This window comes from Mesorhizobium sp. Mes31 (assembly GCF_024519675.1).
GTDB lineage: Bacteria > Pseudomonadota > Alphaproteobacteria > Rhizobiales > Rhizobiaceae > Mesorhizobium.
This window is the reverse complement of sequence record NZ_JALJRL010000008.1, coordinates 220585-244602: the sequence shown is the minus strand read 5'-3', so window position 1 is coordinate 244602 and position 24018 is coordinate 220585. Positions and strand designations below refer to the sequence as shown.

Sequence of the window (24018 nt, the reverse complement as noted above, 5' to 3'; positions counted from 1 at the left end):
TGAGCCGAATGCAGCGGCATTTTTGTGGCAAAAATGCTCCGCGCCGCCACATTGCGGCGGGCAAGGGCGCTTGTGGTCAGAGACTGCGGCCCATTGCCAGGTATTTCTCGCGGCGCTGCTCGCGGAAATCAGTGTTGGCGCCGGAAAATTCCTTCATCGTCCTGGCGATGAGGTCACCGGTCGCGGCGATCACGGTTTCGGCGCCACGATGCGCGCCGCCGAGCGGCTCGGGGATGATGGCATCGATGATCTTCAGCTCCAGAAGATCCTGCGCGGTGATCTTCATGTTGGTCGCCGCGTCCTTGGAGCGCGTCGTGTCGCGCCACAGGATCGAGGCCGCGCCTTCCGGCGAAATCACCGAATAGATGGCGTGTTCGAGCATGTAGACGCGGTTGGCGGTGGCGATCGCGATGGCGCCACCCGAGCCGCCTTCGCCGATGACCACCGAGATCGACGGCACCTTGAGGCCGAGGCAGGCCGAGGTCGAACGGGCAATGGCTTCCGCCTGGCCGCGCTCCTCGGCGCCGACACCGGGATAGGCGCCGGCGGTGTCGACCAGCGTCAGCAACGGAATCTTGAACCGGTCGGCAAGCTCCATGAGACGCACCGCCTTGCGGTAGCCTTCCGGCCGCACCGAACCGAAATTGTGCTTCAGCCGGCTGGTCGTGTCGGAGCCCTTTTCCTGGCCGATGATCGCCACCGGCTCGCCGCGAAAGCGGGCGAAACCGCCGACGATCGCCTGGTCCTCGCCGAAATTGCGGTCCCCGGCGAGCGGCGTGAAATCGTTGAAAAGGCCCTTGATGTAGTCGACGCAATGCGGCCGGTCGGGATGGCGCGCCACCTGCACCTTCTGCCACGGCGTCAGCGCCTTGTAGGCGTCGCGCAGCGCATCGCGAGAGCGCTTCTCGAGACGGCTGATCTCGTCGCCGACATCGACCGCCTCGCCGTTCTCGGCAAGCTTCTTCAGCTCGAGGATCTTGCCCTCGAGGTCCTGCACCGGCTTTTCGAAATCGAGGTAATTGTACATGCTTGAGCGGACCGATACGTCGGAAGGCAATGGCTGACGGAACCGTGAAATGCGAGGCTCCGGGCGGTGAAACGTCGTCCTCACATAGCGATATGAGGCCTAGTCGGCAAGCGGATGATGATCGTTGACCAGCCGCACCAGCCGCTCCTCCAGCACATGGGTATAAATCTGTGTCGTCGATATGTCGGCATGGCCGAGCAGTTGCTGCACGGCCCTGAGATCGGCACCGTTCTGCAACAGGTGGCTGGCAAAAGCATGGCGCAGCACGTGTGGCGATATCTTGGCCGAGGCGATGCCGGCCCTCGCGGCCAGCCCTTTCAGGTCGCGGGCGAAGACCTGGCGCGAGAGATAGCCGCTGTCGGAGGCGGCCGGAAACAGAAACGGACTGTCGGCGAAGGCAGGCACCCTGGAGCGGGCGGCAAGCCAGGACTTCATCGCCGTGCGCGCCTTGGCCGACAGCGGCACCATCCGCTCCTTGTCGCCCTTGCCGCGCACCATGAAGAAACGGTCGTCGCGCTGCGCCACCGTCACCGGCAGGCCAACCAGTTCGGAAACGCGCAGGCCGGTGGCGTAGAGCACCTCGACCAGCGCATGCAGGCGCAGTGCCGCCAGACTGTCGCTATCGTCGAGCCCGGCATCGCCGGCTTCGGTCGCGGCGCGGTCGATCAGCCGGCCGGTGTCGGCCTCGCTCATCGTCTTGGGCAGCGGCCGGCCTTTTTTCGGGCTGTCCAGCGTGCCGGTCGGGTCATCGCCGCGCAGGCCCTCGGCATAGAGGAATTTGAAGAACTGACGGATCGCCGACAGCTTGCGTGCCTGCGAGGTTGGCGCAAAGCCGCGCGCGGCGATATCGTCGAGATAGGCGCGGATATCGGCGACGGCGGCGCCGGCGAGCCCGCCAGCGATCTCGTTCGAAGCATCCTCGAGGTCGCGGCGATAGGAGGAAAGCGTGTTTTCGGCAGCGCCCCGCTCGGCGCTCATCATTTCCAGGAAGGCTTCGATGCGGGCGGCGCTGTTCATTCAGCTTTTCTTGTCAGTCAACTTTTCTTGGGATTGAGCTTTTCCGGCGGGATGCGCACGCTCATTTCCGCCTTCTTGGGCTCGACGAACATCACCAGCGCGAACATCGTACCATAGGCAATGCCAGCCAGAATCGCGAGTGTCACGACAAAGCGAAACAGTGTCGGCATCAATTTTCGCCCGTCTACTTGTTCTGCGTTTCCAAACCCTGTCCCCTTATGGGACGCCAATCCGGCCAATTCAAGGAAGAAGCTGAGGCCTGTCAGCAACTTCTGATCAGACCTTGCCAGCCCATATCAGGCTCGGGTGCTTGCCAAGCTTGACGCAAACGGGCTTTTCATGTCGATACGCCGGCAAAGAGGGCCGTGGAAACATCTGATGAACGCGCTACCGGCAAATCCTCCAGGCGAGAGCCACGCCGCGCTGCTTGGCCGGCTGGGCGGTCGTTCCATCGTCTTTGTCGGGCTGATGGGCGCCGGCAAGACGGCGATCGGCCGCAAGGTGGCGACGATGCTGGCGCTGCCGTTCATCGACAGCGACCAGGAGATCGAAAGTGTCTCGCGGATGACCGTTCCGGAGCTGTTCGAGCGCTATGGAGAGACCGAGTTCCGGGCCCTGGAGCAGCGCGTCATCCTGCGCGTGCTGGAAAACGGCCCGCAGGTGCTGTCGACGGGCGGCGGCGCCTTCATGAACGCGCAGACGCGCGAGGCCATCGCCGCCCACGGCGTGTCGGTATGGCTGAAGGCTGAGCTCGACCTTTTGATGGACCGCGTCTCCAAGAAGCAGAACCGGCCGCTGTTGAAAAGCGCCGATCCCCGCGCCGTGCTGGAACGGCTGATGGGCGAGCGCTATCCGGTCTACGCGACATCGGACGTCACCGTGCCGACCCGCGACGACCGCAAGGAGGTTATCGCCGCCGAGGTGATCGAGGCGCTGGGCCGGCATTTCGGCATCGATGAAATTGCCGCGACAGGCGAGGTACGATCGTGAGCGCCGATGCACCCGTTGTTGTCGAGGTCGGGCTTGGCGACCGGACCTACGACATCCTGATCGGCTCGGGGCTGCTGTTGCGCGCCGGTGCCGAGATTTCGCGCCGCCTGCCAGGCACGCGCGCTGCCGTCGTCACCGACGCCAATGTCGCGGCGGCGCATCTCGACGCGCTGAAGGCAGGTCTCGAAAAGAGCGGCATCCAGCCAGCCGTCATCACGCTGCCGGCCGGCGAGAAAACCAAGAGCTTTGCCCATCTCGAAGAGGTGGTGGACAGCGTGCTGGCCGCCAGGCTGGAGCGCGGCGACATCGTCATCGCCCTGGGCGGCGGCGTCATCGGCGACCTTGCCGGCTTTGCCGCCGGTATCGTGCGGCGCGGCATGAATTTCGTGCAGATTCCGACCTCGCTGCTGGCGCAGGTCGATTCCTCGGTCGGTGGCAAGACCGGCATCAACAGTCCGCGCGGCAAGAACCTCGTCGGCGTCTTCCACCAGCCGAAGCTGGTATTGGCCGATACCGAGGTGCTCGACACGCTGCCGATCCGCGAATTCCGCGCCGGCTATGCCGAGCTTGCCAAATACGGGCTGATCGATCGGCCAGAGTTCTTCGGCTGGCTGGAACAGAACTGGGGCAAGGTGTTCGCCGGCGGGCCGGAGAGGGCGCAGGCGGTTGCCGAAGCCTGCCGCGCCAAGGCCGACGTGGTCGCCCGCGACGAGTTCGAGACCGGCGACCGCGCGCTGCTCAATCTCGGCCACACGTTCGGCCACGCGCTGGAAGCCGCCACGCATTATGACGGAACCCGTCTCGTCCATGGCGAAGGGGTCGCCATCGGCATGGCGCTGGCGCATCGGTTCTCGTCGCGGCTCAATCTGGCCAGCCCCGACGACGCGGCGCGCGTCGAGGCGCATCTGCGCGCCGTCGGCCTGCCGTGGCGGATGGCCGATATTCCGGGCGATCTGCCGGATGCCGACGCGCTGCTTGCCTTCATCACCCAGGACAAGAAAGTGTCACGCGGCGCGCTGACCTTCATCCTGACGCGCGGCATCGGCCAGGCGTTCATTGCCAAGGACGTGCCGGCGTCGGAGGTGCTGTTGTTCCTGAAAGAGAACCATCCGGGCAACAGGAAAGCCGGCTGAGATGGACAACGGGACCGGCTGGATCGTCGTTGCTGTCCTTGCCGTCCTCATCCTGCTGGCCGTTGCCTTGCGCACGCGCCTGCTCGCCGCGTTCGGCTACGAGCTGCTGCGCATCGAGCCGCAGCGGTCGAGCCAGGACGAGTTGCGCGGCGCGGTCGACGATTTCCGCCGCGACGGCCAGGTGGTGCGCGAGGATCGCGACCGTGTCGGTGGCCTGTTCGACCTCGAAGAGCTCGAAGTCTCCGACGTCATGGTGCACCGCACCAACATGCGTTCGGTCAATGCCGACAATCCGCCGGAAGCGGTGGTGCGCGAGATCCTGCAGAGCCCGCACACCCGCATGCCCCTGTGGAAGGGCTCGCTCGACAACATCGTCGGTGTGCTGCACGCCAAGGACCTGCTGCGCGCGCTCAATGAAGTCGGCAACGATTTTTCCAAGATCGATGTGATGAAGATCGCCTCGAGGCCCTGGTTCGTGCCCGACACCACGACCCTGCAGGAACAGCTCAACGCCTTCCTGCGCCGAAAGGCGCATTTTGCCGTCGTCGTCGACGAGTATGGCGAGGTCGAAGGCCTGGTGACGCTGGAAGATATCATCGAGGAGATCGTCGGCGAGATCGCCGACGAGCACGATGTCGATATCCAGGGCGTCAAGCAGGAGGCCGACGGCTCCGTCGTCGTCGACGGCAATGTGCCGATCCGCGACCTGAACCGGGCGCTCGACTGGGACTTGCCGGACGAGGAAGCGACCACCATTGCCGGCCTCGTCATCCATGAGACGCAGTCGATCCCCGAGGAGAAGCAGGCTTTTACGTTCCACGGCAAGCGCTTTATCGTGATGAAGCGCGACAAGAACCGGATCGCCCGGTTGAGGATCAGGCCAGCCGGGGACGCCCTGGGGTGATTGATCGGCGAACCCTGCTTTTGGCTTCGATGGCGGCTTTTCTGCCAGCCAAGACTTTCGCGCGCCAGTCGTCGCCATCTCCCAAAACCTTCGACTACGGCCCGGCCAAGCTCGATATCTACGCGCCTGATGGCGCAAAGGGTTTGCCTGTCGTCTTCTTCGTCCATGGCGGTGCCTGGGAGTTTGGCAAACGCAGCCAGGTGGGCGCCAAGCCGGCCTTCCTGCTCGCCAACGGCTTTTGTTTCGTCTCGATCGACTATCGCATGCTGCCCCGGGCGGATGTCGCGACCCAGGCTGGCGATGTCGAAAAGGCCTATGCCTATGTGCGCGCCAACATCGCCCAGCATGGCGGCGACCCCAGCCGCATTGTCGGGATGGGCCATTCGGCCGGCTGCCATCTGATTGCATTGACCGGCATGCGCGGCGGGCTGCTTGGCGTCGCGGCACTCATTCTCGACGACACCAGGGCCTATGATCTTGCGGCACTCTCCAAGAATGGCGGCATGGTCCGGGCCTATGCGCGGGTCTTTTCCGATCCAGCGCAATGGGCTGCCCTGTCTCCGGTCAGCTATGTCGACGGCCGCCAGCATCCGCCAACCTTCATCGCCTATTCGCGGGCGCCTGGCCGTGGCGAGGACTCGAAGGCCTTTGCCGAGCGCCTGCGCGCCACCGGCACAAAGGTCACGCTGTTCGACGGTAGCGCCTATACGCATATGTCGATCGACCGCGATTTCGGCGAGGACGGCGACGCGCTGACCACTGCCGCGCTGGCGTTCCTGAAAGCGACGGTGGGCTGAGCGGATACAAGAACTGGATCAGATCAAAGGTGGCGGCGGGATATTGCCGCGCGGGCGTCCGCGGGTGCAATTGCTCCATCTGTTTGTTTCATCGCAATTCCGACGGAAGCCCGTTTCACACTTTTCCTGGAATTGCTCCTAATCGTCAGATGGGAGAGAATTTCATGAATGGCGCCGATGTCCTGTGCGACGTGCTGCTGGCCAATGATGTGACGGTCTGCTTCGCCAATCCCGGCACATCCGAAATGCATTTCGTTGCAGCGCTCGACCGCAAACCCGAGATGCGTTGCGTGCTCGGCCTGTTCGAAGGCGTGGTGACCGGTGCCGCCGACGGCTATGCGCGCATGGCCGACCGCCCCGCAGCGACGCTGCTGCATACCGGCCCGGGCTTGGCCAACGGCCTGGCCAACATGCACAATGCCCGGCGCGCGTTTAGCCCGATGATCAACATTGTCGGCGACCATGCCTCCTACCATCTGGCGCTCGACGCTCCGCTGACCAGCGACATCGAGAGCCTGGCGGCGCCAATGTCGAACTGGGTCGGCCGCGTCGACGGTCCGGCCGATGTCGCGCCGGCGGCCCAGGCGGCCTTTCGTGCATCGCTGACACCTCCGGGCGTCGCAACGCTGATCCTGCCTGCGGATGCGGCATGGGGCGAGGTTGGCGCGGTCTCGGTCGGCAAGGTCAAGCTTGCGCCGCCGCCCGCCGTCGACATGGACGCCGTGCGAAAGGTAGCGGCTGCGATCCGGGCCGCTCCGGGCCGTGCCGGCATGATCGTCCGCGGCCGAGCAGCGCGGGCCGACGCGCTTGAAATCGCCGGCCAGATATCGACAGCCGGCGATGTCCGTCTGTTCAGCGAGGTCCTGATCGCCCGGATGCAACGCGGGCGCGGCCGTGTCGCCCCGAGCCGCATCCCTTATCCGGTCGATGCGGCGACGGCGCTGCTCAGGGATATCGACGTCCTTATCCTGGTCGGCGCGAAGGAGCCGGTTGCCTTCTTCGCCTATCCGGGAAAACCCGGACGGCTCGTTCGCGACGGCTGCCAGGTGCTGACGCTTGCCGGCCATGGCGACGATCTGCAGGCCGCGCTGGAAGCGCTTCGCGACGAGCTCGGCATAAAGCCGTCGCAACAAACGGTGTTTGCCACCGCGTTCCCCGAGGAGGCAACGCCGAGTGGCAAGCTGACGGAAGATGCCATCGCACTGTCGGTGGCGCGAAAGCTCCCCGCGGATGCGATCATCTGTGATGAGGCGATCACTTCGGCGCGGCGTTTCTTCGCGCTGTCGGCCTTTGCCGCGCCGCACGACTACATGATGGGCACGGGTGGATCGATCGGCGGAGGCATCCCGATGGCAACCGGGGCGGCGATCGCCTGTCCCGGTCGCAAGGTGATCAATCTGGAGGCCGATGGCAGCGGCATGTACACGGTGCAGGGACTGTGGACGCAGGCGAGGGAAAATCTCGACGTGGTGACGATTGTCTTTTCCAACAGGACCTATGCGATCCTGCATGGTGAAATGCGCAATGTCGGCGTCGGCGCGATCGGCGAGAATGCCAGGCGGATGCTCGACCTCGACCATCCCTCGCTGGACTGGGTTTCGCTGGCGAAAGGCATGGGCGTGGAGGCAGCCCGCGCCGACACGTGCGAACGGTTCGACGCGCTTCTGGACAGTGCTTTGTCGCGGCGCGGGCCGTTTCTCATCGAAGCGGTGCTCTGAGCGCTGCGGAAGGCGAGAGCGACCTGGCCTACCAGCGGGTCTTTTCGCCGGGAGCCGCCGGTTCGATTGCCAGCGCATGCACGCCGGCCTTCAGTTCGTCGGCAAGCAACTCGTTGACGGCGCGGTGACGGTCGATGCGGCTCATGCCGACAAAGGCGGAAGCGACGACGCGGACGCGAAAATGTGTCTCGCCGGTGCCATCATAGGTGCCGTGATGGTCGGAGCCAGAATGGTGATGGCCGGCATGGAGATGGCTTTCGTTGATGATGACCAGCCGGTCCGGCGAAAATGCCCTGTTGAGCTTGTCTTCCATGGTCGTCTGTATGGACATCGCCGTCTCCCTTCACCACATATGGCTGGCGCAGCAGCCCGTAAAACCGGAATCGGTTTGGAAAATGGGGCTACCGCGCAACAAAATCCGCCATTCGCCCGCTTTATGCCGCGATTCAGCGGTTAGGGCGATCATCGCGAAAATGTCAATTCTTGTTTCGCATCTGCGAACGCCCCATAAATGGGTGAGATGAAGCCGTACCCCAAATATTTCGAGAAGATTCGCATCCGTCCGGAGAAGGATGCGGAGCTGAAGTCGCATTCGCCGATCTGCCAGTGGGATGGCTGCAAGGAGGCCGGCACCCATCGGGCGCCGGTCGGGCGCATGAAGGAGGGCGAGTATTTCCGCTTCTGCTTCGACCACGTGCGCGAGTACAACAAGGGCTTCAACTATTTCTCCGGCGTCCCGGACACCGAGGTCGCGCGCTTCCAGAAGGAAGCGATGACCGGCCATCGGCCGACCTGGAAAATGGGGGTCAACGGCGCCTCGACGCGTTCGTCGCCCGATATGGCCCAGATGCGTTCCGGCCGCGCCGGCTACTACAATCGCATGCGCGACCCCTTCGACCTGTTCAAGGGGCCGAAGGATCCGCGCGAGGCGCGCGAGCGCAAGGCCAAGCCGCTTGAGGCCAAGGCACTGGAAACGCTTGGCCTTGATACAAAGGCGACTGGCAAGGAGATCAAGGCGCGCTATAAGGAACTGGTGAAGCGTCACCATCCGGATGCGAATGGCGGCGACAGAGGTTCGGAAGACCGGTTCCGCGATGTGCTGCAGGCCTATCGCGTGCTCAAACAGGCGGGCCTGTGCTGAGCGACCTTTCGGTCGGGGCATTTTTCCAACTTTCATAAGATTGGAAAAGGCTCTAAGACCGCCCCCGAACAAAATCGATTGCCGGCGAAATCAGGCGTTTCGCCCGTGGAGACGTTGAGAGATATGAACAAGGTCGATCGCGACATCGCCAACCTGCCCGACACCACGGTGTCGGTGAAGGAAAAATTCGGTTTCGAGTCCAAGATGGTGGTGCCGGCCTATTCGGCGACCAGCGAACATGTGCCCGACATCGATCCCGACTATCTGTTCGACAAGAACACGACCATGGCGATCCTGGCGGGCTTTGCCTACAACCGCCGCGTCATGGTGTCGGGCTATCACGGCACCGGCAAGTCGACCCATATCGAACAGGTCGCCGCCCGCCTCAACTGGCCTTGCGTGCGCGTCAACCTCGACAGCCATGTCAGCCGTATCGATCTCGTCGGCAAGGACGCGATCGTCGTCAAGGATGGCTTGCAGATCACCGAATTCCGCGACGGCATCCTGCCCTGGGCCTATCAGCACAATGTCGCGCTGTGCTTCGACGAGTATGACGCCGGTCGTCCGGACGTGATGTTCGTCATCCAGCGCGTGCTGGAATCGTCGGGCCGGCTGACGCTGCTCGACCAGAGCCGGGTTATTCGTCCGCATCCGGCGTTCCGGCTGTTCTCGACCGCCAACACGGTCGGGCTGGGCGACACCACCGGCCTCTATCACGGCACCCAGCAGATCAACCAGGCGCAGATGGACCGCTGGTCGATCGTCACAACGCTGAACTATCTGCCGCACGACAATGAAGTCGCCATCGTGCTGGCCAAGGCCAAGCACTATCGCGACGGCAAGGGCAAGGACATCGTCAACAAGATGGTGCGCGTCGCCGACATGACGCGCTCGGCCTTCATCAATGGCGATCTGTCGACGGTGATGAGCCCGCGCACGGTCATCACCTGGGCCGAGAATGCCGAGATCTTCGGCAATATCGGCATGGCGTTCCGGCTGACCTTCCTCAACAAGTGCGACGAACTGGAACGCTCGGTCGTTGCCGAGTTCTACCAGCGCGCCTTCGGCGAGGATCTGCCCGAGAGTGCCGCCAACGTGGTGCTGGGCTAAGAGCGCGATGCCGGATGGTCATATGACTTGTCCGGCAACGTCGTGCTCCAGGGAATAATCGATGGCGGGTCCGGGCGACAACACGCGCAACAAGTCGAAGACGGGTTCTGAAGCCGATAGCTTCAAGCGCGCCGTCTCCGTCTGCATGCGCGCCATCGCCGGCGACAAGGATCTGGAAGTCGCTTTCGCCAAGGATAGGCCGGCACTCGCCGGCAGCCGCGCCCGCTTGCCCGAACTGCCAAAGAAGGCGTCGAAGACCGACATCGCCATCACCCGCGGCCTCGGCGATTCCATGGCGCTGAAGCGCGCCTGCCATGACGTGCGCATCCACACCAAGCTGGCGCCGGAAGGCAAGCAGGCCCGTGCCATCTATGATGCGGTCGAGCAGGCCCGCGTCGAGGCGATCGGCAGCAGAGCCATGCAAGGTGTGGCCGACAATATCGGCTCGATGCTGGAGGACAAATACGCCAAGGCCAACCTCGTCGATGTCAAGGACAAGGCCGACGCGCCGATCGAGGAAGCATTGGCGCTGATGGTGCGCGAGAAGCTGACCGGCCGCCCGATCCCGAAGAGCGGCGAGCGGCTGGTCGAGCTCTGGCGCCCCTGGGTCGAGGAAAAGGCCAAGGCCGACCTCGACGGACTTTCAGCCAAGCTCGACGACCAGCAGGCCTTCGCCCGCGTCGTGCGCGAGATGCTCGCTTCCATGGAAATGGCCGAGGAGCTAGGCGACGACCAGGAGACGGAAGACTCCGACGACAATGACGACAACCAGCCGCAAGGCGAGGAGCAAAGCGAGGAAGGCGGCGAAGAGGATTCCGGCTCCGAACAGTCGCAGTCCGAGGATGCCGAGGCTTCGGCCGACGACGAGCAGTCGGCCGAGACGGAGGCATCCGACGCCACCGCCGACGATCTGTCCGACGATGACGACGCGGATGCCGAGACCCCCGGCGAGGCGCGCCGCAACGACAATCCCTTCGCCAACCTGCCGAAGGAAATCGACTACAAGGTCTTCACCACCGCCTTCGACGAGACGGTCGGCGCCGAGGAGCTGTGCGAAGAAGAGGAACTCGACCGGCTGCGCGCCTTCCTCGACAAGCAGCTTGCCAATCTGTCCGGCGTCGTCGGGCGGCTGGCCAACCGGCTGCAGCGCCGCCTGATGGCGCAGCAGAACCGGTCCTGGGACTTCGACCTGGAAGAAGGCTATCTCGACCCGGCACGGCTGGTGCGCGTCGTCATCGACCCGATGCAGCCGTTGTCCTTCAAGCAGGAGCGCGACACCAAATTCCGCGACACGGTGGTGACGCTGGTGCTCGACAATTCCGGCTCGATGCGCGGCCGGCCGATCACGGTCGCTGCCACCTGCGCCGACATCCTGGCGCGCACGCTGGAGCGCTGCGGCGTCTCGGTCGAGATCCTCGGCTTCACCACCCGGGCCTGGAAGGGCGGGCAGGCGCGCGAGAAATGGCTGAAGGACGGCAAGCCGCCGAATCCGGGCCGGCTCAACGATTTGCGCCACATCATCTACAAGTCGGCCGACCATCCGTGGCGGCGGGCACGGCGCAATCTCGGCCTGATGATGCGCGAGGGCCTGCTTAAGGAAAACATCGACGGCGAGGCGCTGCTGTGGGCGCACAATCGCCTGATCGCCCGCCCGGAACAGCGCAAGATCCTGATGATGATCTCGGACGGCGCGCCGGTCGACGATTCGACGCTGTCGGTCAATCCGGGCAATTATCTCGAGCGCCATCTGCGCGCCGTCATCGAGCTGATCGAGACGCGCTCGCCGGTCGAATTGCTGGCCATCGGCATCGGCCATGACGTCACTCGCTATTACAGGCGCGCGGTCACCATCGTCGATGCCGAGGAACTGGCCGGCGCCATGACCGAGCAACTGGCTTCGCTGTTCGCCGAGGAAAGCGCGCGCGACACGCGGCGCGGCGGCATGCGGCGCGCCGGATGATTTTTCCGCGCGGCGGCCTTCGACGGACGCTTTTCGCCGCCATCGTCCTGCTTGTCGGCGTGGCTTCGGCGCCAGCCGGTTCGGCCGGCCCGGCCTCGGTCGAGCCGATCGAAATCTCGGCTCGCCCGATCACCGAATTCCAGATTGGCCGTGCCGACAAGCAGTTCGGACCGCTCGAATTCGTCGGCGGGCTGGAGATGACCTCGCCGTCGCGCGACTTCGGTGCGCTGTCGGCCTTCCGATTTCTGAAAGCCGGCGGCGATTTCGTCGGGGTGGCCGACACCGGCTTCTGGTTTTTCGGCACGGTGGTCCGCGACGCCGACAGGCGGCCATCCGGCGTCCGGAATTTTCATATGCAGCAGATGGTCGACGGATCAGGTCAGGCAATCGAAAAGAAGTGGGAAGTCGACGCCGAAGGCCTCGCCGTCAAGGACGGCATCGCCACGGTCGGCTTCGAGCGCAACCACCGCGTCGCCCAGTTCAAGATCGATCCTGACGACATGAAAGCGCCGTTCAAACAACTGGACTTCCTGGTTCCGGCCCGGGAACTGCGCCAGAATCGCGGCTTCGAAACCGTCACCCATGCCAGTGCCAACGGCCAGCATCAGGGCGGGCTGGTGGTGGTGTCGGAGAAGAGCCTGGACAAGGCCGGCAACATCTATGCCGCCATCATCGAAGGGCCGCACAAGGGCGTCTTCACCGTCAAGCGCAACGGCGACTTCGACATCACCGACGGTGCCTTCCTGCCGGACGGTGACCTTTTGCTGCTGGAGCGCAGTTTTTCGATGGCCAGCGGCGTCAAGATGCGGCTGCGGCGCATCTATGGCGAGAGCGTCGAGAAGGGCGCGGTCGCTGATGGGCCGGTGCTGCTGGAAGCCGACATGGGCTACCAGATCGACAACATGGAAGGGCTCGACGTCTGGACCCGCGACGACGGTGCGCTGATGGTGTCGCTGATCTCCGACGACAACCACTCGATCCTGCAGCGCAACCTCTATCTGGAATTCATTCTCCACAAGGATTGAGCGGCGCTCCAACTCGAACCTGAAGTTGAGGGCTTTCAACGGGCGGCTTCGATTTGGGTGTGTTCGATTTGGTCGGACGCCTTCCCCCACTCCGTCGCTGCTTCGAAGCGCCACCTGTCCCCCTCCGGAGGAGAGGACGGGTGACTCCCTGCATAAGAGGCCTGCGGGCTGATCCGCAGCGAAAAGATCGGGCGGGTGCGCACCTGCCGGATCGAGCCGGGCGGGCTCGCTCCGCTCGCCGACTGGATCACGGAACGCCGCATGCCGGCGGAACGGCACCTCGACCGGCTCGGCCAGGTTCTGGCCGAGACGGATCAATCGCCCCCGACAGTTCACACCGCCCGCGGCTGGTCCGCTGCCTGGCTTCCAGTCAGGGCCGGGAGCCGTTGGTGGCGATCCAGATGACATGACGCGCGCCGCGCTTGCCGTTGGCGCGCGTGTTGACCTCTTCGACCGCGAACCCCGCCTGCTTCAGCCGCCGGGTGAAGCCACTGTCCGAGCCTTGAGACCACACGGCCAGCACGCCGCCCCGCTTGAGGGCGGTGCGTGCGGCCGCCAGGCCCTGCAGGCTGTAAAGCGCATCGTTGGATTTGTGCACGATGCCTTCCGGGCCGTTGTCGACATCGAGCAGGATGGCGTCATAGCCCAACGCCGGCGACCGTATCAGCTGCCCGACGTCGGTCTCCTGAATGGTGACGCGCGGATCGTCGAGGCAACCGCCAAGCACCTCGGCCATCGGGCCGCGTGCCCAGGCGACGACGGCTGGCACCAACTCGGCGACAACAATTTCGGCATCGCCCCCCAACTCGGCGAGTGCGGCGCGCAGCGTAAACCCCATGCCAAGCCCGCCGACGAGGATTCTCGGTTGCCGATGGCTGGCAATCTTCTGGCAGGAGAGCTTTGCCAGCGCTTCCTCGGAGCCGCTGAGGCGGCTGTTCATCAGCTCGTTGGTGCCCAGCATGATCGAGAATTCGGAACCGCGCCGCTTGAGGCGAAGTTCCTGCGCGCCGTCGGGCGTCTTCGCAGAATCCAGCTGGACCCAGGGGATCACTGCCTGATTCCCCTTTTCGGAATCATGACTATGCGGCCAGCGCCGGCTGGCTCCAACGGGTGGCCAGCAGCCGGTAGGGGATAAGCGCCACCACGGCGATGATCAGCTTCACGCTGAGGTCGCCAAGCGCCCACGAAACCCAACGCATGGCGTCGACATGGAAGACGCCCATCAGCGGTGCGGTTTCGAGCGCGAAACTGTCGTTCGGGCCAGCGAAGGCGAAAGTGGCCGAGAACGCGACGGTGAAGAACACGGCGGTGTCGAACACCGAACCGACCAGCGTGCCGACGATCGGCGCCCGCCACCAGCTCTGCCGGCGCAGCCGGTTGAACACGGTCACGTCGAGCAATTGCGCGCTGAGGAACGCAGCGCCGGACGCCGCCGCGATGCGCACCAGCCGGTCGGCGGCGGTTTCGAATTCGATCAGGCCGTGGCGGAACAGGAAGGGCGGGACAAGGATCGAGCAGACCACCGCCATCATGAAGCCGACAAACACGATCCGGCGCGCCACGGCAGGCCCATAGCGGCGGTTGGCGAGGTCGGTGACCAGGAAGGAGAAGGGATAGGTGAAGGCGCCCCAGGTCAAAAGGTCGGCCAGCGAAAGGCTGCCGATCTGTCCCTGCATCGGGAACTGCACGAGAATGTTCGACGCCACGACGACAAGCGCCATGGCGGCCACGAATGGCAGGTATCGCGAGAAGGACTTCATTTTTTTATCCTGGGTAATGGAACCAGCGGAGCATCATGCCCATCCGGGCGATGCTCGCTTCGTATTCGGGCACCGGATTGCCGAGACCCTTGGGCTTCGATCCGATGCTCGAGGCCAACAAGAGGTTGGCCAGGGCGGTCGTCCCCCGCCTTAAACGATATCAGGCAGCGGGCTGATCAGCCAGCTTCTTGGCGATCTGCTTCTTCAGCAGGCGCGCGCGCTGCGACAATTCCTTGACGTCGGCCTTGGCCAGGAAAGCATCGAGACCGCCGCGATGTTCGACCGAACGCAGCGCGTTGGCCGAAATGCGCAGGCGCACATTCTGGTTCAGCGCTTCCGAAATCAGCGTTACATTGACGAGGTTCGGCAGGAAGCGACGCTTGGTCTTGTTGTTGGCGTGGCTCACATTGTTGCCGGACATGACTGCCTTGGCAGTGAGTTCGCAGGTGCGGGACATTGTTCTAACCTTCAGTTCTCGGGGCTTGCCAAACCTTTGTGCCCACGCCGGGTGGCGCGCGGTTCTGGTCAGGCGGCCTTATGGAAAAAGTTGGCGTTCCATAGTTGCATTTCGCCGGTGCGTCAAGCTCCGGCTTGCCCACGGAAGCGCCCGGCATTTCATATTAAGGCCGGATTTCACCCTATAAGCGGTCTCATAGGGACATGCCAGACCGGAGTTGCCCGCCTCCGGTCGAAAAATCGAGGACCGATCCCGCCATGCATCGTTCGTCACACGCCCTTGTTGCCGTGCTTGCCATTGCCTTGCCGTCCGCCGCTGCAGCTGCCTCGCCACAGTCCTTCAAGGGCGAATACACGGTCTCATTCCTCGGTCTCTCGATCGCGAGATCGACGTTCTCAAGCCACTATGAGAACGGCGCCTACGCGATCGAAGGCAGCGTCAGCGCCGCGGGTCTGGCCAAACTGTTCGACGATACGCGTGGTACGATCTCGTCCAAAGGCACGATTTCGGGCAAGAAGATGGTGCCGCAGGCGTTCCGTGCCGACTACACCTCCGGCAAGAAGGCATCGGTGGTCGATATCCGCTTTGCCAATGGCTCGGTCGCCTCGACGCAGGTCGTCCCGGCGCCGGGCAAGCGCGATCCCAAGAGCTGGGTGCCGCTCGGCGCCAGCGACCTGGCGTCGGTGCTCGATCCGATGGCGGCTACCGTCATCCATGCCGACAGTCTCGACCAGGTCTGCGGCCGCAAGGTGAAGTTCTATGATGGCGAGATGCGCGCCGATCTGACGCTGACCTACGATTCGAAAGGCACGATCTCGGTGCAGGGCTACAAGGGCGACACCGTCACCTGCCGGATGGGTTTCGAGCCGGTGGCGGGCTATCGCAAGGGCCGCAAGGCGCTGAACTATCTGAAGAACCGCAGCCGCATGATGGTGACGTTTGCGCCGCTCGGCCAAACCGGAGTATATGCGCCGATCCACGCCACGGTCGGCACCCAGATCGGCACCTTGACGATCAGCGCCGGGCGTTTCGAAGCGGTACAATAGGCAAGGCGCATCACTGGAGACAGGATGGGGCGTGCCACTGGAGACAGAATGGGGCGCGCGACACTGATCGGCTTTTCGGCGGTCGCCATGTGGGCGCTGCTGGCGCTGCTTACGGATGCATCCGGCAGGGTGCCGCCGTTCCTGCTGTCGGCGATCACCTTCTCGATCGGCACCGGGGTCGGGCTGGTCGCGCGGCTGTTCATGCCGGCCTCCGACAAGAGCCAGAAGACACCGCCGCAAGTCTGGCTGATCGGCATTGCCGGCCTGTTCGGCTACCACTTCTTCTACTTCACGGCGCTGCGCAATGCGCCGGCGGTGGAGGCGAGCCTGATTGCCTATCTGTGGCCACTGCTGATCGTGCTTGGTTCGGCGCTGATGCCGGGCGAACGGCTGGCCTGGAACCATGTCGTCGGCGCGCTTCTCGGCCTTGCCGGCACCGTGCTGATCGTCACCAAGGGCGGCGGTCTCGCATTCGACGCCCGCTTTGCCTTCGGCTATGCGATGGCCGCCGTCTGCGCTTTGCTGTGGTCGTCCTATTCGCTTTTGTCGCGGCGCTTCCCATCGGTGCCGACCAGCGTCGTCACCTGGTTCTGCGCGGCCACCGCGGTGCTGTCGCTCGTCTGCCACCTGGCCCTGGAACAAACCGTGCTGCCTGACGGTGCCGGCCAATGGCTGGCCGTGCTCGGGCTCGGCCTGATGCCCGTGGGGGCGGCTTTCTATGCCTGGGACATCGGCGTCAAGCGTGGCAACATCCAGGTGCTCGGGGCGGCAAGCTATGCGGCGCCGCTGTTGTCGACGCTGGTGCTGATCGCGGCCGGCGTCGCCGAGCCATCGCTGCGCATCCTGGCCGCCTGCGTGCTGATCACCGGCGGCGCGGCCCTTGCGGCGAAATCGCTGTTCCTGCGCAAGTCGGCGCCAGCCGAAAGCGGGGTGAAGGCATCCGAGAGCCGAGCCGGGGCATCCGAAAGCGGAGCCGGGGCATGACGCTGCCATTTGCCGGCGGCATCGACGCCAATGCCAATGCGACGCTGATCTTTTCGCTGGTGGCGGCGGTGATCTACGCCTTCACGCTGGGCATGGCGCCAACGCTTGCCCGCTCGGCGGCAAAGACGCTCGCCGTGGCGATGCTTGCCGTGCTGGCGGCGCTGCAGGGCGGCCCGCTCCTGCTGGTCGCCGCTCTCGCGCTCAGCGCCGTTGGCGACGCCTTCCTGTCGCGCGACGGCGAAAAGGCCTTTCTCGGCGGGCTGGCCAGTTTTCTCGTCGCGCACATCGTCTATGTCGCGCTGTTCCTGCGCAGCGGTGGCGGGTTGGGATTGCTTGGCGCCGAATCGTGGCGCGGGGCGATCGCGCTGGCGATGGCCGTGTTTGCGATCGTCATGCTGGCGGCGCTCTGGCGTCGCGTCGGTCCCGGCCTGCGTGTCCCGATCGCCGTCTATGTCGCGGCGATCCTGGCGATGGGCATGTCTGCCCTGACGACAAGCAATGCGTGGCTGATCGGCGGCGCCGTGCTGTTCATGGCATCCGACGGATTGCTCGCCACCGAAAAATTCCTGGTGGCCGCCATCTCGCCGCATCGCATCTGGATGCGCTTTGCCGTCTGGGCGCTCTACTACGCCGCTCAGCTGGGGATCACCCTCGGTTTCCTGCTAAGGTAGGACTCCAGCCTGGCTCGGCCAGTTCGAAGGCGGCAAAATCAAAGCCCGGCGCGACGGTGCAGCCGACCAGCGTCCATTCGCCGAGGCTGCGCGCCGATTGCCACCAGCCGGCCGGCACGACGACCTGCGGTCGCTCGCCCGCCGCCAGCCCGACGCCAAGCACCTGCTCGATCATGGCACTGCCTTCCTCCCACATCGACAGCGCCAGTGGGGCGCCGGCATGGAAATGCCAGACTTCGGCGGCATCCTTGACCCGGTGCCAGGCAGACAACTGGTCTTGTTCCAGCAGGAAGTAGATCGCCGTCGAATGGCCGCGCGCGCCGCCATTGTGATCGCGAAAGGTCTCCGCGTACCAGCCACCTTCCGGATGTGGCTTCAGACCGAGGATGGCGATGATTTCCGCGGAGCTCGTCATGGTTTCGACGATACCACCAGTCTCAGAAATTGTCCTTGCGCTTGCGGATCTCGGCGAACACCTCGGCATCGCTCGCCTTTTCCATACCCAGATGCTTGCGGATCGCAGGGTCATGCCAGCGCAGGAAGGGATTGGTCGACAGTTCCTCGCCGATCGTCGTCGGCAGGGTGGGCTTGCCGTCGGCGCGCAGCGCCTCGATCCTGACAACCCGCTCCTTCAGCGCCGAATTGGTCGGGTCGACGGTCAGTGCGAAACGGGCGTTGGCGAGCGTATACTCATGACCGCAATAGATGACAGTCGCGGCGGGAAGCGCGGCAAGCTTCTTCAACGATTCATGCATCACCGGCGGCTTGCATTCGAACAGCCGCCCGCAACCCAGCGCGAACAGCGTGTCGGCGGTGAACGCCACATTCGATGCCGGAAAGTAATAGGAGACATGGCCGGCGGTGTGGCCGGGCGTGGCGATCACCTCGATCCTCTCGTCGCCGAGATGAACGACGGAACCCTCTTCGACGGTTTCGTCGATGCCGGGAATCTTGGCCTTTTCCGCCTCCGGTCCGACGATGCGCAGCTTGAAGCGTTCCTTCAGCGCCAGATTGGCCTCGACGTGATCGACATGGTGATGCGTGGTCAGGATCATCGTCGGCTTCCAGCCGGTGCGCTTGATCGCGGCCAGGATTGGCGCCTCCTCGGGCGCATCGATGATCGCCGTCTGGCCGCTTTTCGGGTCATGCACCAGCACGCCGAAATTGTCGCTGCGGCACATGAATTGTTCGATTTCGACCGGCATTCTCGTCTCTCCGTTGTCGCCGCACAGATAGGGCCCCGGCACGCGGATGTCATCCCAGGGGTGACGAATGTCATCCCAGGGGTGACGAATGTCATCCCGGAAAGACGGGCTCATCAAGGCCTTTTGTTGAAACCCGATGCTATCACGGCTACATCCCTCGCATGCATTCCGACATCGTCGATCTCCGCTCCTTCTATTCGACAACGCTCGGCCGCTTCGCCGAGCGCTCGATCACCATGGCGCTGTCATCGATATGGGCTGTCGTGCCCAATGAGCGGCTGGTTGGCCTCGGCTACACCTTGCCCTGGCTGGAGCGCTTCGGCACTGACGCCGAACGGGTCTTTGCCTTCATGCCGGCGACGCAGGGCGCGGTGGTCTGGCCGGCGACGGGGCCGACCGCGACGGCACTGGTCTTCGACGAGGAACTGCCGCTGGTCGATTCCAGCATCGACCGCATGCTGCTCGTCCACTCACTCGAGCATGTCGAAAACCCGCGCGAGACGCTGAACGAAATCTGGCGCGTGCTGTCGCCGGCGGGGCGCGTCGTCATCGTCGTACCCAACCGGCGCGGCGTCTGGGCGCGCTTCGAGCACACGCCGTTCGGCAATGGCCGGCCTTTTTCGCGCGGGCAGCTCACCGAATTGCTGCGCGAGGCGAATTTCACGCCCGCGGCCTGGTCCGATGCCCTGTTCTTCCCGCCATCGCGGCGGCGCTTCATGATGCGCTTTCACAACGTGCTCGAACGCGCCGGCCGGCGGCTGTGGCCGATCTTTTCCGGCGTCATCGTCGTCGAGGCGCAGAAACGGCTCTATCAGGGCGTGCCGGTCGCTCAGCGGACGTCTCGCCGCGTCTTCGTGCCGGTGCTGTCGCCGCATGGCGCCACGCGGCTCGGCCGCCACGCCGAGGGGGCAATCTCGTCGGTTCGCCAGGTGACACCTTCGTGATCATGGTGAAAACTTGCGACGCGGAGCTTTTCCCGACCTATCTGTCATGCGCGGCCCTTGAAAGACCAATGCCGTCAAGTCTCTCCATCCGGTTTCAGCACCGCTTCTGAACGCAAGGACCTCGGCCATGGCTGATCAACCGGACAACGACGCTTTCGCCCGGCCGGTTGCGGCGGTCGAAGCCAGCAGCCTGCGTGATCAGGTGGCGACGATCAAGCAGGCGCTGATGGGATCGCCGGTTCGCAAGTGGTTGCTCTGGACGTCGGTTGGCATCGTGGCCGTCATCATCGCAACGTCGATCGGCCAGGTTCTGCTCAACCGCTGGAACCAGCCTTTCTACGATGCGCTTGCACGCCGCGACATGGCGGCCTTCCTGCACCAGCTTCTCGTCTTCGCGGCCATAGCCGGTGGGCTTCTGGTGCTCAATATCGGCCAGACCTGGCTCAACCAGATGATCAGGCTGAAGCTACGCGAGGCGCTGACGCTCGACCTGATCGACCAGTGGACGCGGCCGGCGCGCGCCTTCCGGCTGGCCAATGCCGGCGCCATCGGCGTCAACCCCGACCAGCGCATGCAGCAGGATGCCGCGCATCTGTCCGACCTGTCGACGGATCTCGGCGTCGGCCTGCTTCAGTCCTTCATCCTGCTGGTGTCCTTCGTCGGCGTGTTGTGGGAACTGTCTTCGGGCTTCGTGTTCCACATTGGCGGGACCTCCCTTGCGATTCCCGGCTACATGGTCTGGGCCGCCATCCTCTATGCCGGCACCGCCTCGTGGCTGAGCTGGCTGGTCGGCCGGACGCTGATCCGTCTCAACAGCGACCGCTACACGCGGGAGGCGGAGCTGCGCTCCTCGATGGTGCGCGTCAATGAGAATGTCGACGCCATCGCGTTGTACCATGGCGAGGCCGACGCCAGGCGACGGCTCGAACTCGACCTCGGCACGGTGCTCGGCGCCATGCGGCGCATCTACACCGCCCAGATCAACCTGTCCTGGGTTACCGATACCTATGGCTGGATCACCGTCGTGGCCCCGATCCTGGTCGCCTCGCCGGTCTACTTCGCAGGTGACATCAGTTTTGGCGGGCTGATGATGGCGGTCGGCGCCTTCAACCAGGTCCATTCTTCCTTGCGCTGGTTCATCAACAACATCGGCAGCATCGCCGATTGGCGCGCCACATTGATGCGCGTTGCCGATTTCCGCATCGCGCTCGGTGAAACCGATGTGCTGCACGATACGGAGAAACGGATCGAGTTCGTCGAGAACCCTGGCGGCAGCCTGACCTTCGAGAAACTCGAAGTGGCGTCGCCGGAGGGGTGCACCAGGCTCGGCGACCAGCATGTCGAAATCCGCGCCGGCGAGCGCGTCATGATCACCGGCGACCCGGGCGCCGGCAAGACGCTGTTCTTCCGCGCCATCGCCGGACTGTGGCCTTGGGGACGCGGACGGATCGGCCTGCCGGCAGGGGAAACCCTCATATTCGTGCCGCGCATCCCATATTTCCCGGCCGGTACGTTGCGCGAGATCCTCGATCATTCGAACGGACCCGCGCCGGCGAGTGATGCCCAGATTTCGGAGGTTCTTGCCGAGGTCGGGCTCGAGCGCCTGGCGTCCTCGCTCGACCGCTCCGCGCGCTGGGAGCACGAACTGGGCGATGACGAACAGCGCTCCCTGGCCTTCGCCAGGCTCGCCTTGCGACAGCCGAAATGGGTGATCATCGACGAAGCCATGGACGCGTTCGACGGACCCTCGCTGCGGCGGGTGCTGTCGATGCTGGAGAAGCGCTTGCCCGGAGCCGCGATCCTCAACATCGGACGCGGCCAGCACAACATCCGGTTCTTTCCACGCGCTTTGACCATCATGAAGGATACCGGTGCACAGGCCCTGAAACCTGCCCATATCAGGGCGGGCGCGATCGAACCGCCGCCGGTCGCCGCGCGCCGCAAGAGGTAAGCCGACGTCCGGGCCATGGGCGCAGAGCTTTATTTCGCCGTGATCGCGAGGGAAGCTTCCCGCAGAAACAACCTCGGCACTGGCCATGCTTGATGCTCTCCGCCTGCTCGCCTGTCTTGCCTGCGCCCAGGCAGCTCCTGTTGCCTCGCCGCCCGATGCGCTGGCCGTGGACGTCGAGCTGGTGCTGGCTGTCGACATCTCGCTGTCGATGGACGAAAGGGAATTCGCCCTCCAGCGCGCCGGCTATGTCGAGGCGCTGCGGCATCCCGATTTCATCAAGGCGGTCCGCGCCGGCAGCACGGGCCGTATCGCGCTCGCTTATTTCGAATGGGCCGGCACGGTGCGCGATGACGCGGTCATCGGCTGGCAAATCATCGACAGCGCCGAAAGCGCCAACAGCTTTGCCGACAAGGTCGCGGCGCGCCCGTTCCGCAGCTTTCGCGGCACCTCGATTTCCGGTGCGCTTGCCTTCGGCGCCGAGCTTTTCGATCGCACTGCCTTCCAGGGCGAACGCAGCGTCATCGATATTTCCGGCGATGGTCCGAACAATATCGGGCCGCCGGTCACCACGACACGCGATGCCGCCATCGCCAAAGGCATCGTCGTCAACGGCCTGCCGATCCTGATCAGCCCGTCGCCCACCTTCAGCCATCTTGATCAATATTATGCCCAGTGCGTGACCGGGGGGCCCGGTTCCTTTGTGCTGCCGATCCATGCGGCCGCCGAGTTTTCCACGGCCATCCGGCGCAAATTGATCCTCGAGGTCAGCGGCATTCAGGAGAGGGGCAGTGTCGTCCCCGTCGATGCCGCGGCTCCCATCGACTGCCTGCAGGGCGAACGGGACAGACGGTTCTATTCCGATCCGTTTTTTCCGGAGCTCGACAGATGACCTTGCGCCGGACCTGCTTGGGCATGTCGCCGTCCCAAAGCCGGCATGCTTTCGGGGACACATATCAGGCCGGACGGGCACCAAGCCTTTTAAGATCACGGCGCCAGCGCCGGCCATGGACATAGCCGTGCATCAGTTCCGGCAGCGAGTAGCCGAGCGCCGCCGACGAGCGGTTGGCCATGTAACCCGCAAATGCCTCCGGTATCCGGCCTCTAAGGATATCGGCAATGATCTGCCGCGAGATCATGTAGGGCGGAATGTGCGGATAGGAGTGGGCAATATGCGGGTGTTTGCCCATCAGGTTCGCATAGGCTTCGACATAGCCGTCGCGGCGGCCCGAAATCGAATTCTCCGAATTGTATTTCGTCCAGTCCATGTCCTCGGATAATTGCGCGCCGAAGCGCCGGGCAAGACGCAGCAGCAATTCCCGATCCTGCATCCGGGTGATGTCACTATCGTAGCCGCCAATGCCCAGCAAGGCCTCGCGGCGGGCCGTTATCGCTGAACCGGCAATGAAGATCGTCTGCGCGACCAGCGCCCGTTCCAGCATCGTCGGGCTCAGGAACACATCGCGGTTGACGCAGTTGGTGGCGCGATTGCCCTTCAGGGAGACAAACGAGCTGATCAGGACCTGAAGCACCGGATTGTCATCAAACCAGCTCAGGGTTCGTTCGAGCCGGTGCGGCAGGTAGACATCGTCGGAATCGAGGAATGTCACCACAGGCGCCCGCGCCCGCTCGATGCCGGCATTCCTGGCGGCGTTGGCGCCTCGCCATTTGGCGCCGACATAGATCAGCCGTGGGTCGCAAATGCGGGCAAGCGCGGCCTCGGTTCCATCGTTTGAGCCATCGTCGACGACAATATGCTCAAGTCTCGGCATGCTCTGGGAAAGCACGCTTTCCACCGCGCGCAGCACTGTTTCGCGCCGGTTGTGAGTTGGCGTTATGACCGTGATGAGGGGTTCGATGATCCCGACCATGTCGCGTCAGCTGTTTCCCGCGCAAGGATGCGCGTTAATCCAGGACTTTTCGATTTTCACAGCGGTCGAATGGATCGGACTTCCCCCTCCGCCACACCTCAATCGTATTCGACGCCACGCTATATAAAACAGCCGCTCGTGTCACTCACCGCGCCGGTGCCCAACCCCTCGTGAAATGACGAATTCCTGCCCCTAGCGTTCCAATTGCAACAGCCTTGCCGGAAAAGGGGGGCGAATCACCGGCGGGGAGGTCGATCCACCACCGCCAGACCGCATGTATTCCATTACCTCGGGCGTAATCGCCTTGGGG

At 64.2% G+C, this 24018-nt stretch carries 25 protein-coding genes; 15 read left to right on the top strand and 10 right to left on the bottom strand.

Translation table 11 applies throughout. The features are described 5' to 3' along the window. Window positions 1-76: 76 nt before the first annotated feature. The 3 genes from NR193_RS16345 to NR193_RS16335 all read right to left on the bottom strand — a co-directional run bounded on the left by NR193_RS16345 (window position 77) and on the right by NR193_RS16335 (window position 2214). Window positions 77-1027 carry an acetyl-CoA carboxylase carboxyltransferase subunit alpha gene (locus NR193_RS16345; protein WP_256751814.1) on the bottom strand — a complete coding sequence of 317 codons (951 nt, stop codon included), beginning with the start codon at window positions 1025-1027 and terminating at the stop codon, window positions 77-79. Between the two features lie 99 nt (window positions 1028-1126). Further along, complete coding sequence (locus tag NR193_RS16340; protein WP_256751813.1) at window positions 1127-2044, bottom strand: site-specific tyrosine recombinase XerD; 918 nt, start codon at window positions 2042-2044, stop codon at window positions 1127-1129. Between the two features lie 17 nt (window positions 2045-2061). Then, window positions 2062-2214 carry a histidine kinase gene (locus NR193_RS16335; RefSeq protein WP_256751812.1) on the bottom strand — a complete coding sequence of 51 codons (153 nt, stop codon included), beginning with the start codon at window positions 2212-2214 and terminating at the stop codon, window positions 2062-2064. Window positions 2215-2422: 208 nt separating this feature from the next. Here NR193_RS16335 and NR193_RS16330 point away from each other — a divergent pair, with 208 nt between their 5' ends. The 5 genes from NR193_RS16330 (at window position 2423) to NR193_RS16310 (ending at window position 7586) form a co-directional block, all read left to right on the top strand. Then, window positions 2423-3034 (top strand): shikimate kinase, encoded by a 612-nt coding sequence (locus tag NR193_RS16330; RefSeq protein WP_256751811.1) that lies wholly within the window; start codon window positions 2423-2425, stop codon window positions 3032-3034. Beyond that, complete coding sequence (gene aroB / locus NR193_RS16325) at window positions 3031-4167, top strand: 3-dehydroquinate synthase (protein ID WP_256751810.1); 1137 nt, start codon at window positions 3031-3033, stop codon at window positions 4165-4167. Before NR193_RS16330 ends, aroB begins: the two co-directional genes overlap by 4 nt. A gap of 1 nt (window position 4168) precedes the next feature. Beyond that, complete coding sequence (locus tag NR193_RS16320) at window positions 4169-5071, top strand: HlyC/CorC family transporter (protein ID WP_256751809.1); 903 nt, start codon at window positions 4169-4171, stop codon at window positions 5069-5071. Beyond that, window positions 5068-5868 carry an alpha/beta hydrolase gene (locus NR193_RS16315; RefSeq protein ID WP_256751808.1) on the top strand — a complete coding sequence of 267 codons (801 nt, stop codon included), beginning with the start codon at window positions 5068-5070 and terminating at the stop codon, window positions 5866-5868. Before NR193_RS16320 ends, NR193_RS16315 begins: the two co-directional genes overlap by 4 nt. 164 nt (window positions 5869-6032) lie before the next feature. After that, entirely contained in the window at window positions 6033-7586 is a 1554-nt protein-coding gene (locus NR193_RS16310; RefSeq protein WP_256751807.1) for an acetolactate synthase large subunit, read from the top strand. Between the two features lie 28 nt (window positions 7587-7614). On the opposite strand, the gene NR193_RS16305 is transcribed toward NR193_RS16310, so the two are convergent. Then, entirely contained in the window at window positions 7615-7917 is a 303-nt protein-coding gene (locus tag NR193_RS16305; RefSeq protein WP_256751806.1) for a BolA family transcriptional regulator, read from the bottom strand. Between the two features lie 180 nt (window positions 7918-8097). Between NR193_RS16305 and NR193_RS16300 the strand changes: the two genes are divergently transcribed. The 4 genes from NR193_RS16300 to NR193_RS16285 all read left to right on the top strand — a co-directional run bounded on the left by NR193_RS16300 (window position 8098) and on the right by NR193_RS16285 (window position 12822). Continuing rightward, entirely contained in the window at window positions 8098-8727 is a 630-nt protein-coding gene (locus NR193_RS16300) for a J domain-containing protein (RefSeq protein WP_091584801.1), read from the top strand. Between the two features lie 123 nt (window positions 8728-8850). After that, entirely contained in the window at window positions 8851-9837 is a 987-nt protein-coding gene (gene cobS, locus NR193_RS16295) for a cobaltochelatase subunit CobS (RefSeq protein ID WP_091584803.1), read from the top strand. Window positions 9838-9898: 61 nt separating this feature from the next. Then, window positions 9899-11797: a cobaltochelatase subunit CobT gene (gene cobT, locus NR193_RS16290; protein WP_256751805.1), complete on the top strand. Its 1899-nt coding sequence runs from the start codon at window positions 9899-9901 to the stop codon at window positions 11795-11797. Further along, window positions 11794-12822, top strand: coding sequence for an esterase-like activity of phytase family protein (locus NR193_RS16285; RefSeq protein ID WP_256751804.1), 1029 nt, complete (start codon window positions 11794-11796; stop codon window positions 12820-12822). The genes cobT and NR193_RS16285 overlap by 4 nt, the downstream gene beginning before the upstream one ends. 370 nt (window positions 12823-13192) lie before the next feature. On the opposite strand, the gene NR193_RS16280 is transcribed toward NR193_RS16285, so the two are convergent. The 3 genes from NR193_RS16280 to rpmB form a co-directional block, all read right to left on the bottom strand. Then, entirely contained in the window at window positions 13193-13873 is a 681-nt protein-coding gene (locus NR193_RS16280; protein ID WP_256751803.1) for a hypothetical protein, read from the bottom strand. A gap of 28 nt (window positions 13874-13901) precedes the next feature. Continuing rightward, window positions 13902-14582 carry a queuosine precursor transporter gene (locus NR193_RS16275; protein WP_256751802.1) on the bottom strand — a complete coding sequence of 227 codons (681 nt, stop codon included), beginning with the start codon at window positions 14580-14582 and terminating at the stop codon, window positions 13902-13904. A gap of 160 nt (window positions 14583-14742) precedes the next feature. Then, a complete protein-coding gene (gene rpmB / locus NR193_RS16270; protein ID WP_091585249.1) occupies window positions 14743-15039 on the bottom strand; it encodes a 50S ribosomal protein L28 in 297 nt (98 codons plus the stop codon). A gap of 257 nt (window positions 15040-15296) precedes the next feature. On the opposite strand from rpmB, the gene NR193_RS16265 reads away from it, so the two are divergent. The 3 genes from NR193_RS16265 to NR193_RS16255 are packed head-to-tail and all read left to right on the top strand — an operon-like array spanning window position 15297 to window position 17740. Then, window positions 15297-16085, top strand: a complete 789-nt coding sequence (locus NR193_RS16265) for a DUF3108 domain-containing protein (RefSeq protein WP_256751801.1) — start codon at window positions 15297-15299, stop codon at window positions 16083-16085. A 48-nt stretch (window positions 16086-16133) separates the two neighbouring features. Further along, on the top strand, window positions 16134-17069 hold the full coding sequence (locus NR193_RS16260; protein WP_256751800.1) for a DMT family transporter: 936 nt from the start codon (window positions 16134-16136) through the stop codon (window positions 17067-17069). After that, complete coding sequence (locus tag NR193_RS16255; protein ID WP_256751799.1) at window positions 17066-17740, top strand: lysoplasmalogenase family protein; 675 nt, start codon at window positions 17066-17068, stop codon at window positions 17738-17740. The genes NR193_RS16260 and NR193_RS16255 overlap by 4 nt, the downstream gene beginning before the upstream one ends. Here NR193_RS16255 and NR193_RS16250 read toward each other — a convergent pair. Both NR193_RS16250 and gloB read right to left on the bottom strand, forming a co-directional pair. After that, on the bottom strand, window positions 17715-18155 hold the full coding sequence (locus NR193_RS16250) for a cupin domain-containing protein (RefSeq protein ID WP_256751798.1): 441 nt from the start codon (window positions 18153-18155) through the stop codon (window positions 17715-17717). The genes NR193_RS16255 and NR193_RS16250 overlap by 26 nt on opposite strands. A 22-nt stretch (window positions 18156-18177) precedes the next feature. Continuing rightward, window positions 18178-18945, bottom strand: coding sequence for a hydroxyacylglutathione hydrolase (gene gloB / locus NR193_RS16245; RefSeq protein ID WP_256751797.1), 768 nt, complete (start codon window positions 18943-18945; stop codon window positions 18178-18180). Window positions 18946-19106: 161 nt separating this feature from the next. On the opposite strand from gloB, the gene NR193_RS16240 reads away from it, so the two are divergent. The 3 genes from NR193_RS16240 (at window position 19107) to NR193_RS16230 (ending at window position 22729) form a co-directional block, all read left to right on the top strand. Then, window positions 19107-19889: a class I SAM-dependent methyltransferase gene (locus tag NR193_RS16240; RefSeq protein WP_256751796.1), complete on the top strand. Its 783-nt coding sequence runs from the start codon at window positions 19107-19109 to the stop codon at window positions 19887-19889. A gap of 127 nt (window positions 19890-20016) precedes the next feature. Further along, window positions 20017-21840 (top strand): ABC transporter ATP-binding protein/permease, encoded by a 1824-nt coding sequence (locus tag NR193_RS16235; protein WP_256751795.1) that lies wholly within the window; start codon window positions 20017-20019, stop codon window positions 21838-21840. 85 nt (window positions 21841-21925) lie between these two features. Further along, the gene (locus tag NR193_RS16230; RefSeq protein WP_256751794.1) at window positions 21926-22729 is read left to right on the top strand and encodes a DUF1194 domain-containing protein; all 804 of its coding nucleotides are present in this window, start codon (window positions 21926-21928) and stop codon (window positions 22727-22729) included. 64 nt (window positions 22730-22793) lie between these two features. Here NR193_RS16230 and NR193_RS16225 read toward each other — a convergent pair whose 3' ends face one another. Continuing rightward, entirely contained in the window at window positions 22794-23708 is a 915-nt protein-coding gene (locus NR193_RS16225) for a glycosyltransferase family 2 protein (RefSeq protein ID WP_256751793.1), read from the bottom strand. Window positions 23709-24018 lie beyond the last annotated feature (310 nt).

What these genes read in the sequence shown, in the direction of transcription:
- NR193_RS16345 (WP_256751814.1), bottom strand. Translation starts at nt 1,027, where the DNA reads ATGTACAATTACCTCGATTTCGAAAAGCCGGTGCAGGACCTCGAGGGC.
- NR193_RS16340 (WP_256751813.1), bottom strand. Translation starts at nt 2,044, where the DNA reads ATGAACAGCGCCGCCCGCATCGAAGCCTTCCTGGAAATGATGAGCGCC.
- NR193_RS16335 (WP_256751812.1), bottom strand. Translation starts at nt 2,214, where the DNA reads ATGCCGACACTGTTTCGCTTTGTCGTGACACTCGCGATTCTGGCTGGC.
- NR193_RS16330 (WP_256751811.1), top strand. Translation starts at nt 2,423, where the DNA reads ATGAACGCGCTACCGGCAAATCCTCCAGGCGAGAGCCACGCCGCGCTG.
- NR193_RS16320 (WP_256751809.1), top strand. Translation starts at nt 4,169, where the DNA reads ATGGACAACGGGACCGGCTGGATCGTCGTTGCTGTCCTTGCCGTCCTC.
- NR193_RS16310 (WP_256751807.1), top strand. Translation starts at nt 6,033, where the DNA reads ATGAATGGCGCCGATGTCCTGTGCGACGTGCTGCTGGCCAATGATGTG.
- NR193_RS16305 (WP_256751806.1), bottom strand. Translation starts at nt 7,917, where the DNA reads ATGTCCATACAGACGACCATGGAAGACAAGCTCAACAGGGCATTTTCG.
- NR193_RS16300 (WP_091584801.1), top strand. Translation starts at nt 8,098, where the DNA reads ATGGGTGAGATGAAGCCGTACCCCAAATATTTCGAGAAGATTCGCATC.
- cobS (WP_091584803.1), top strand. Translation starts at nt 8,851, where the DNA reads ATGAACAAGGTCGATCGCGACATCGCCAACCTGCCCGACACCACGGTG.
- cobT (WP_256751805.1), top strand. Translation starts at nt 9,899, where the DNA reads ATGGCGGGTCCGGGCGACAACACGCGCAACAAGTCGAAGACGGGTTCT.
- NR193_RS16285 (WP_256751804.1), top strand. Translation starts at nt 11,794, where the DNA reads ATGATTTTTCCGCGCGGCGGCCTTCGACGGACGCTTTTCGCCGCCATC.
- NR193_RS16275 (WP_256751802.1), bottom strand. Translation starts at nt 14,582, where the DNA reads ATGAAGTCCTTCTCGCGATACCTGCCATTCGTGGCCGCCATGGCGCTT.
- rpmB (WP_091585249.1), bottom strand. Translation starts at nt 15,039, where the DNA reads ATGTCCCGCACCTGCGAACTCACTGCCAAGGCAGTCATGTCCGGCAAC.
- NR193_RS16265 (WP_256751801.1), top strand. Translation starts at nt 15,297, where the DNA reads ATGCATCGTTCGTCACACGCCCTTGTTGCCGTGCTTGCCATTGCCTTG.
- NR193_RS16260 (WP_256751800.1), top strand. Translation starts at nt 16,134, where the DNA reads ATGGGGCGCGCGACACTGATCGGCTTTTCGGCGGTCGCCATGTGGGCG.
- NR193_RS16255 (WP_256751799.1), top strand. Translation starts at nt 17,066, where the DNA reads ATGACGCTGCCATTTGCCGGCGGCATCGACGCCAATGCCAATGCGACG.
- NR193_RS16250 (WP_256751798.1), bottom strand. Translation starts at nt 18,155, where the DNA reads ATGACGAGCTCCGCGGAAATCATCGCCATCCTCGGTCTGAAGCCACAT.
- gloB (WP_256751797.1), bottom strand. Translation starts at nt 18,945, where the DNA reads ATGCCGGTCGAAATCGAACAATTCATGTGCCGCAGCGACAATTTCGGC.
- NR193_RS16240 (WP_256751796.1), top strand. Translation starts at nt 19,107, where the DNA reads ATGCATTCCGACATCGTCGATCTCCGCTCCTTCTATTCGACAACGCTC.
- NR193_RS16235 (WP_256751795.1), top strand. Translation starts at nt 20,017, where the DNA reads ATGGCTGATCAACCGGACAACGACGCTTTCGCCCGGCCGGTTGCGGCG.
- NR193_RS16230 (WP_256751794.1), top strand. Translation starts at nt 21,926, where the DNA reads ATGCTTGATGCTCTCCGCCTGCTCGCCTGTCTTGCCTGCGCCCAGGCA.
- NR193_RS16225 (WP_256751793.1), bottom strand. Translation starts at nt 23,708, where the DNA reads ATGGTCGGGATCATCGAACCCCTCATCACGGTCATAACGCCAACTCAC.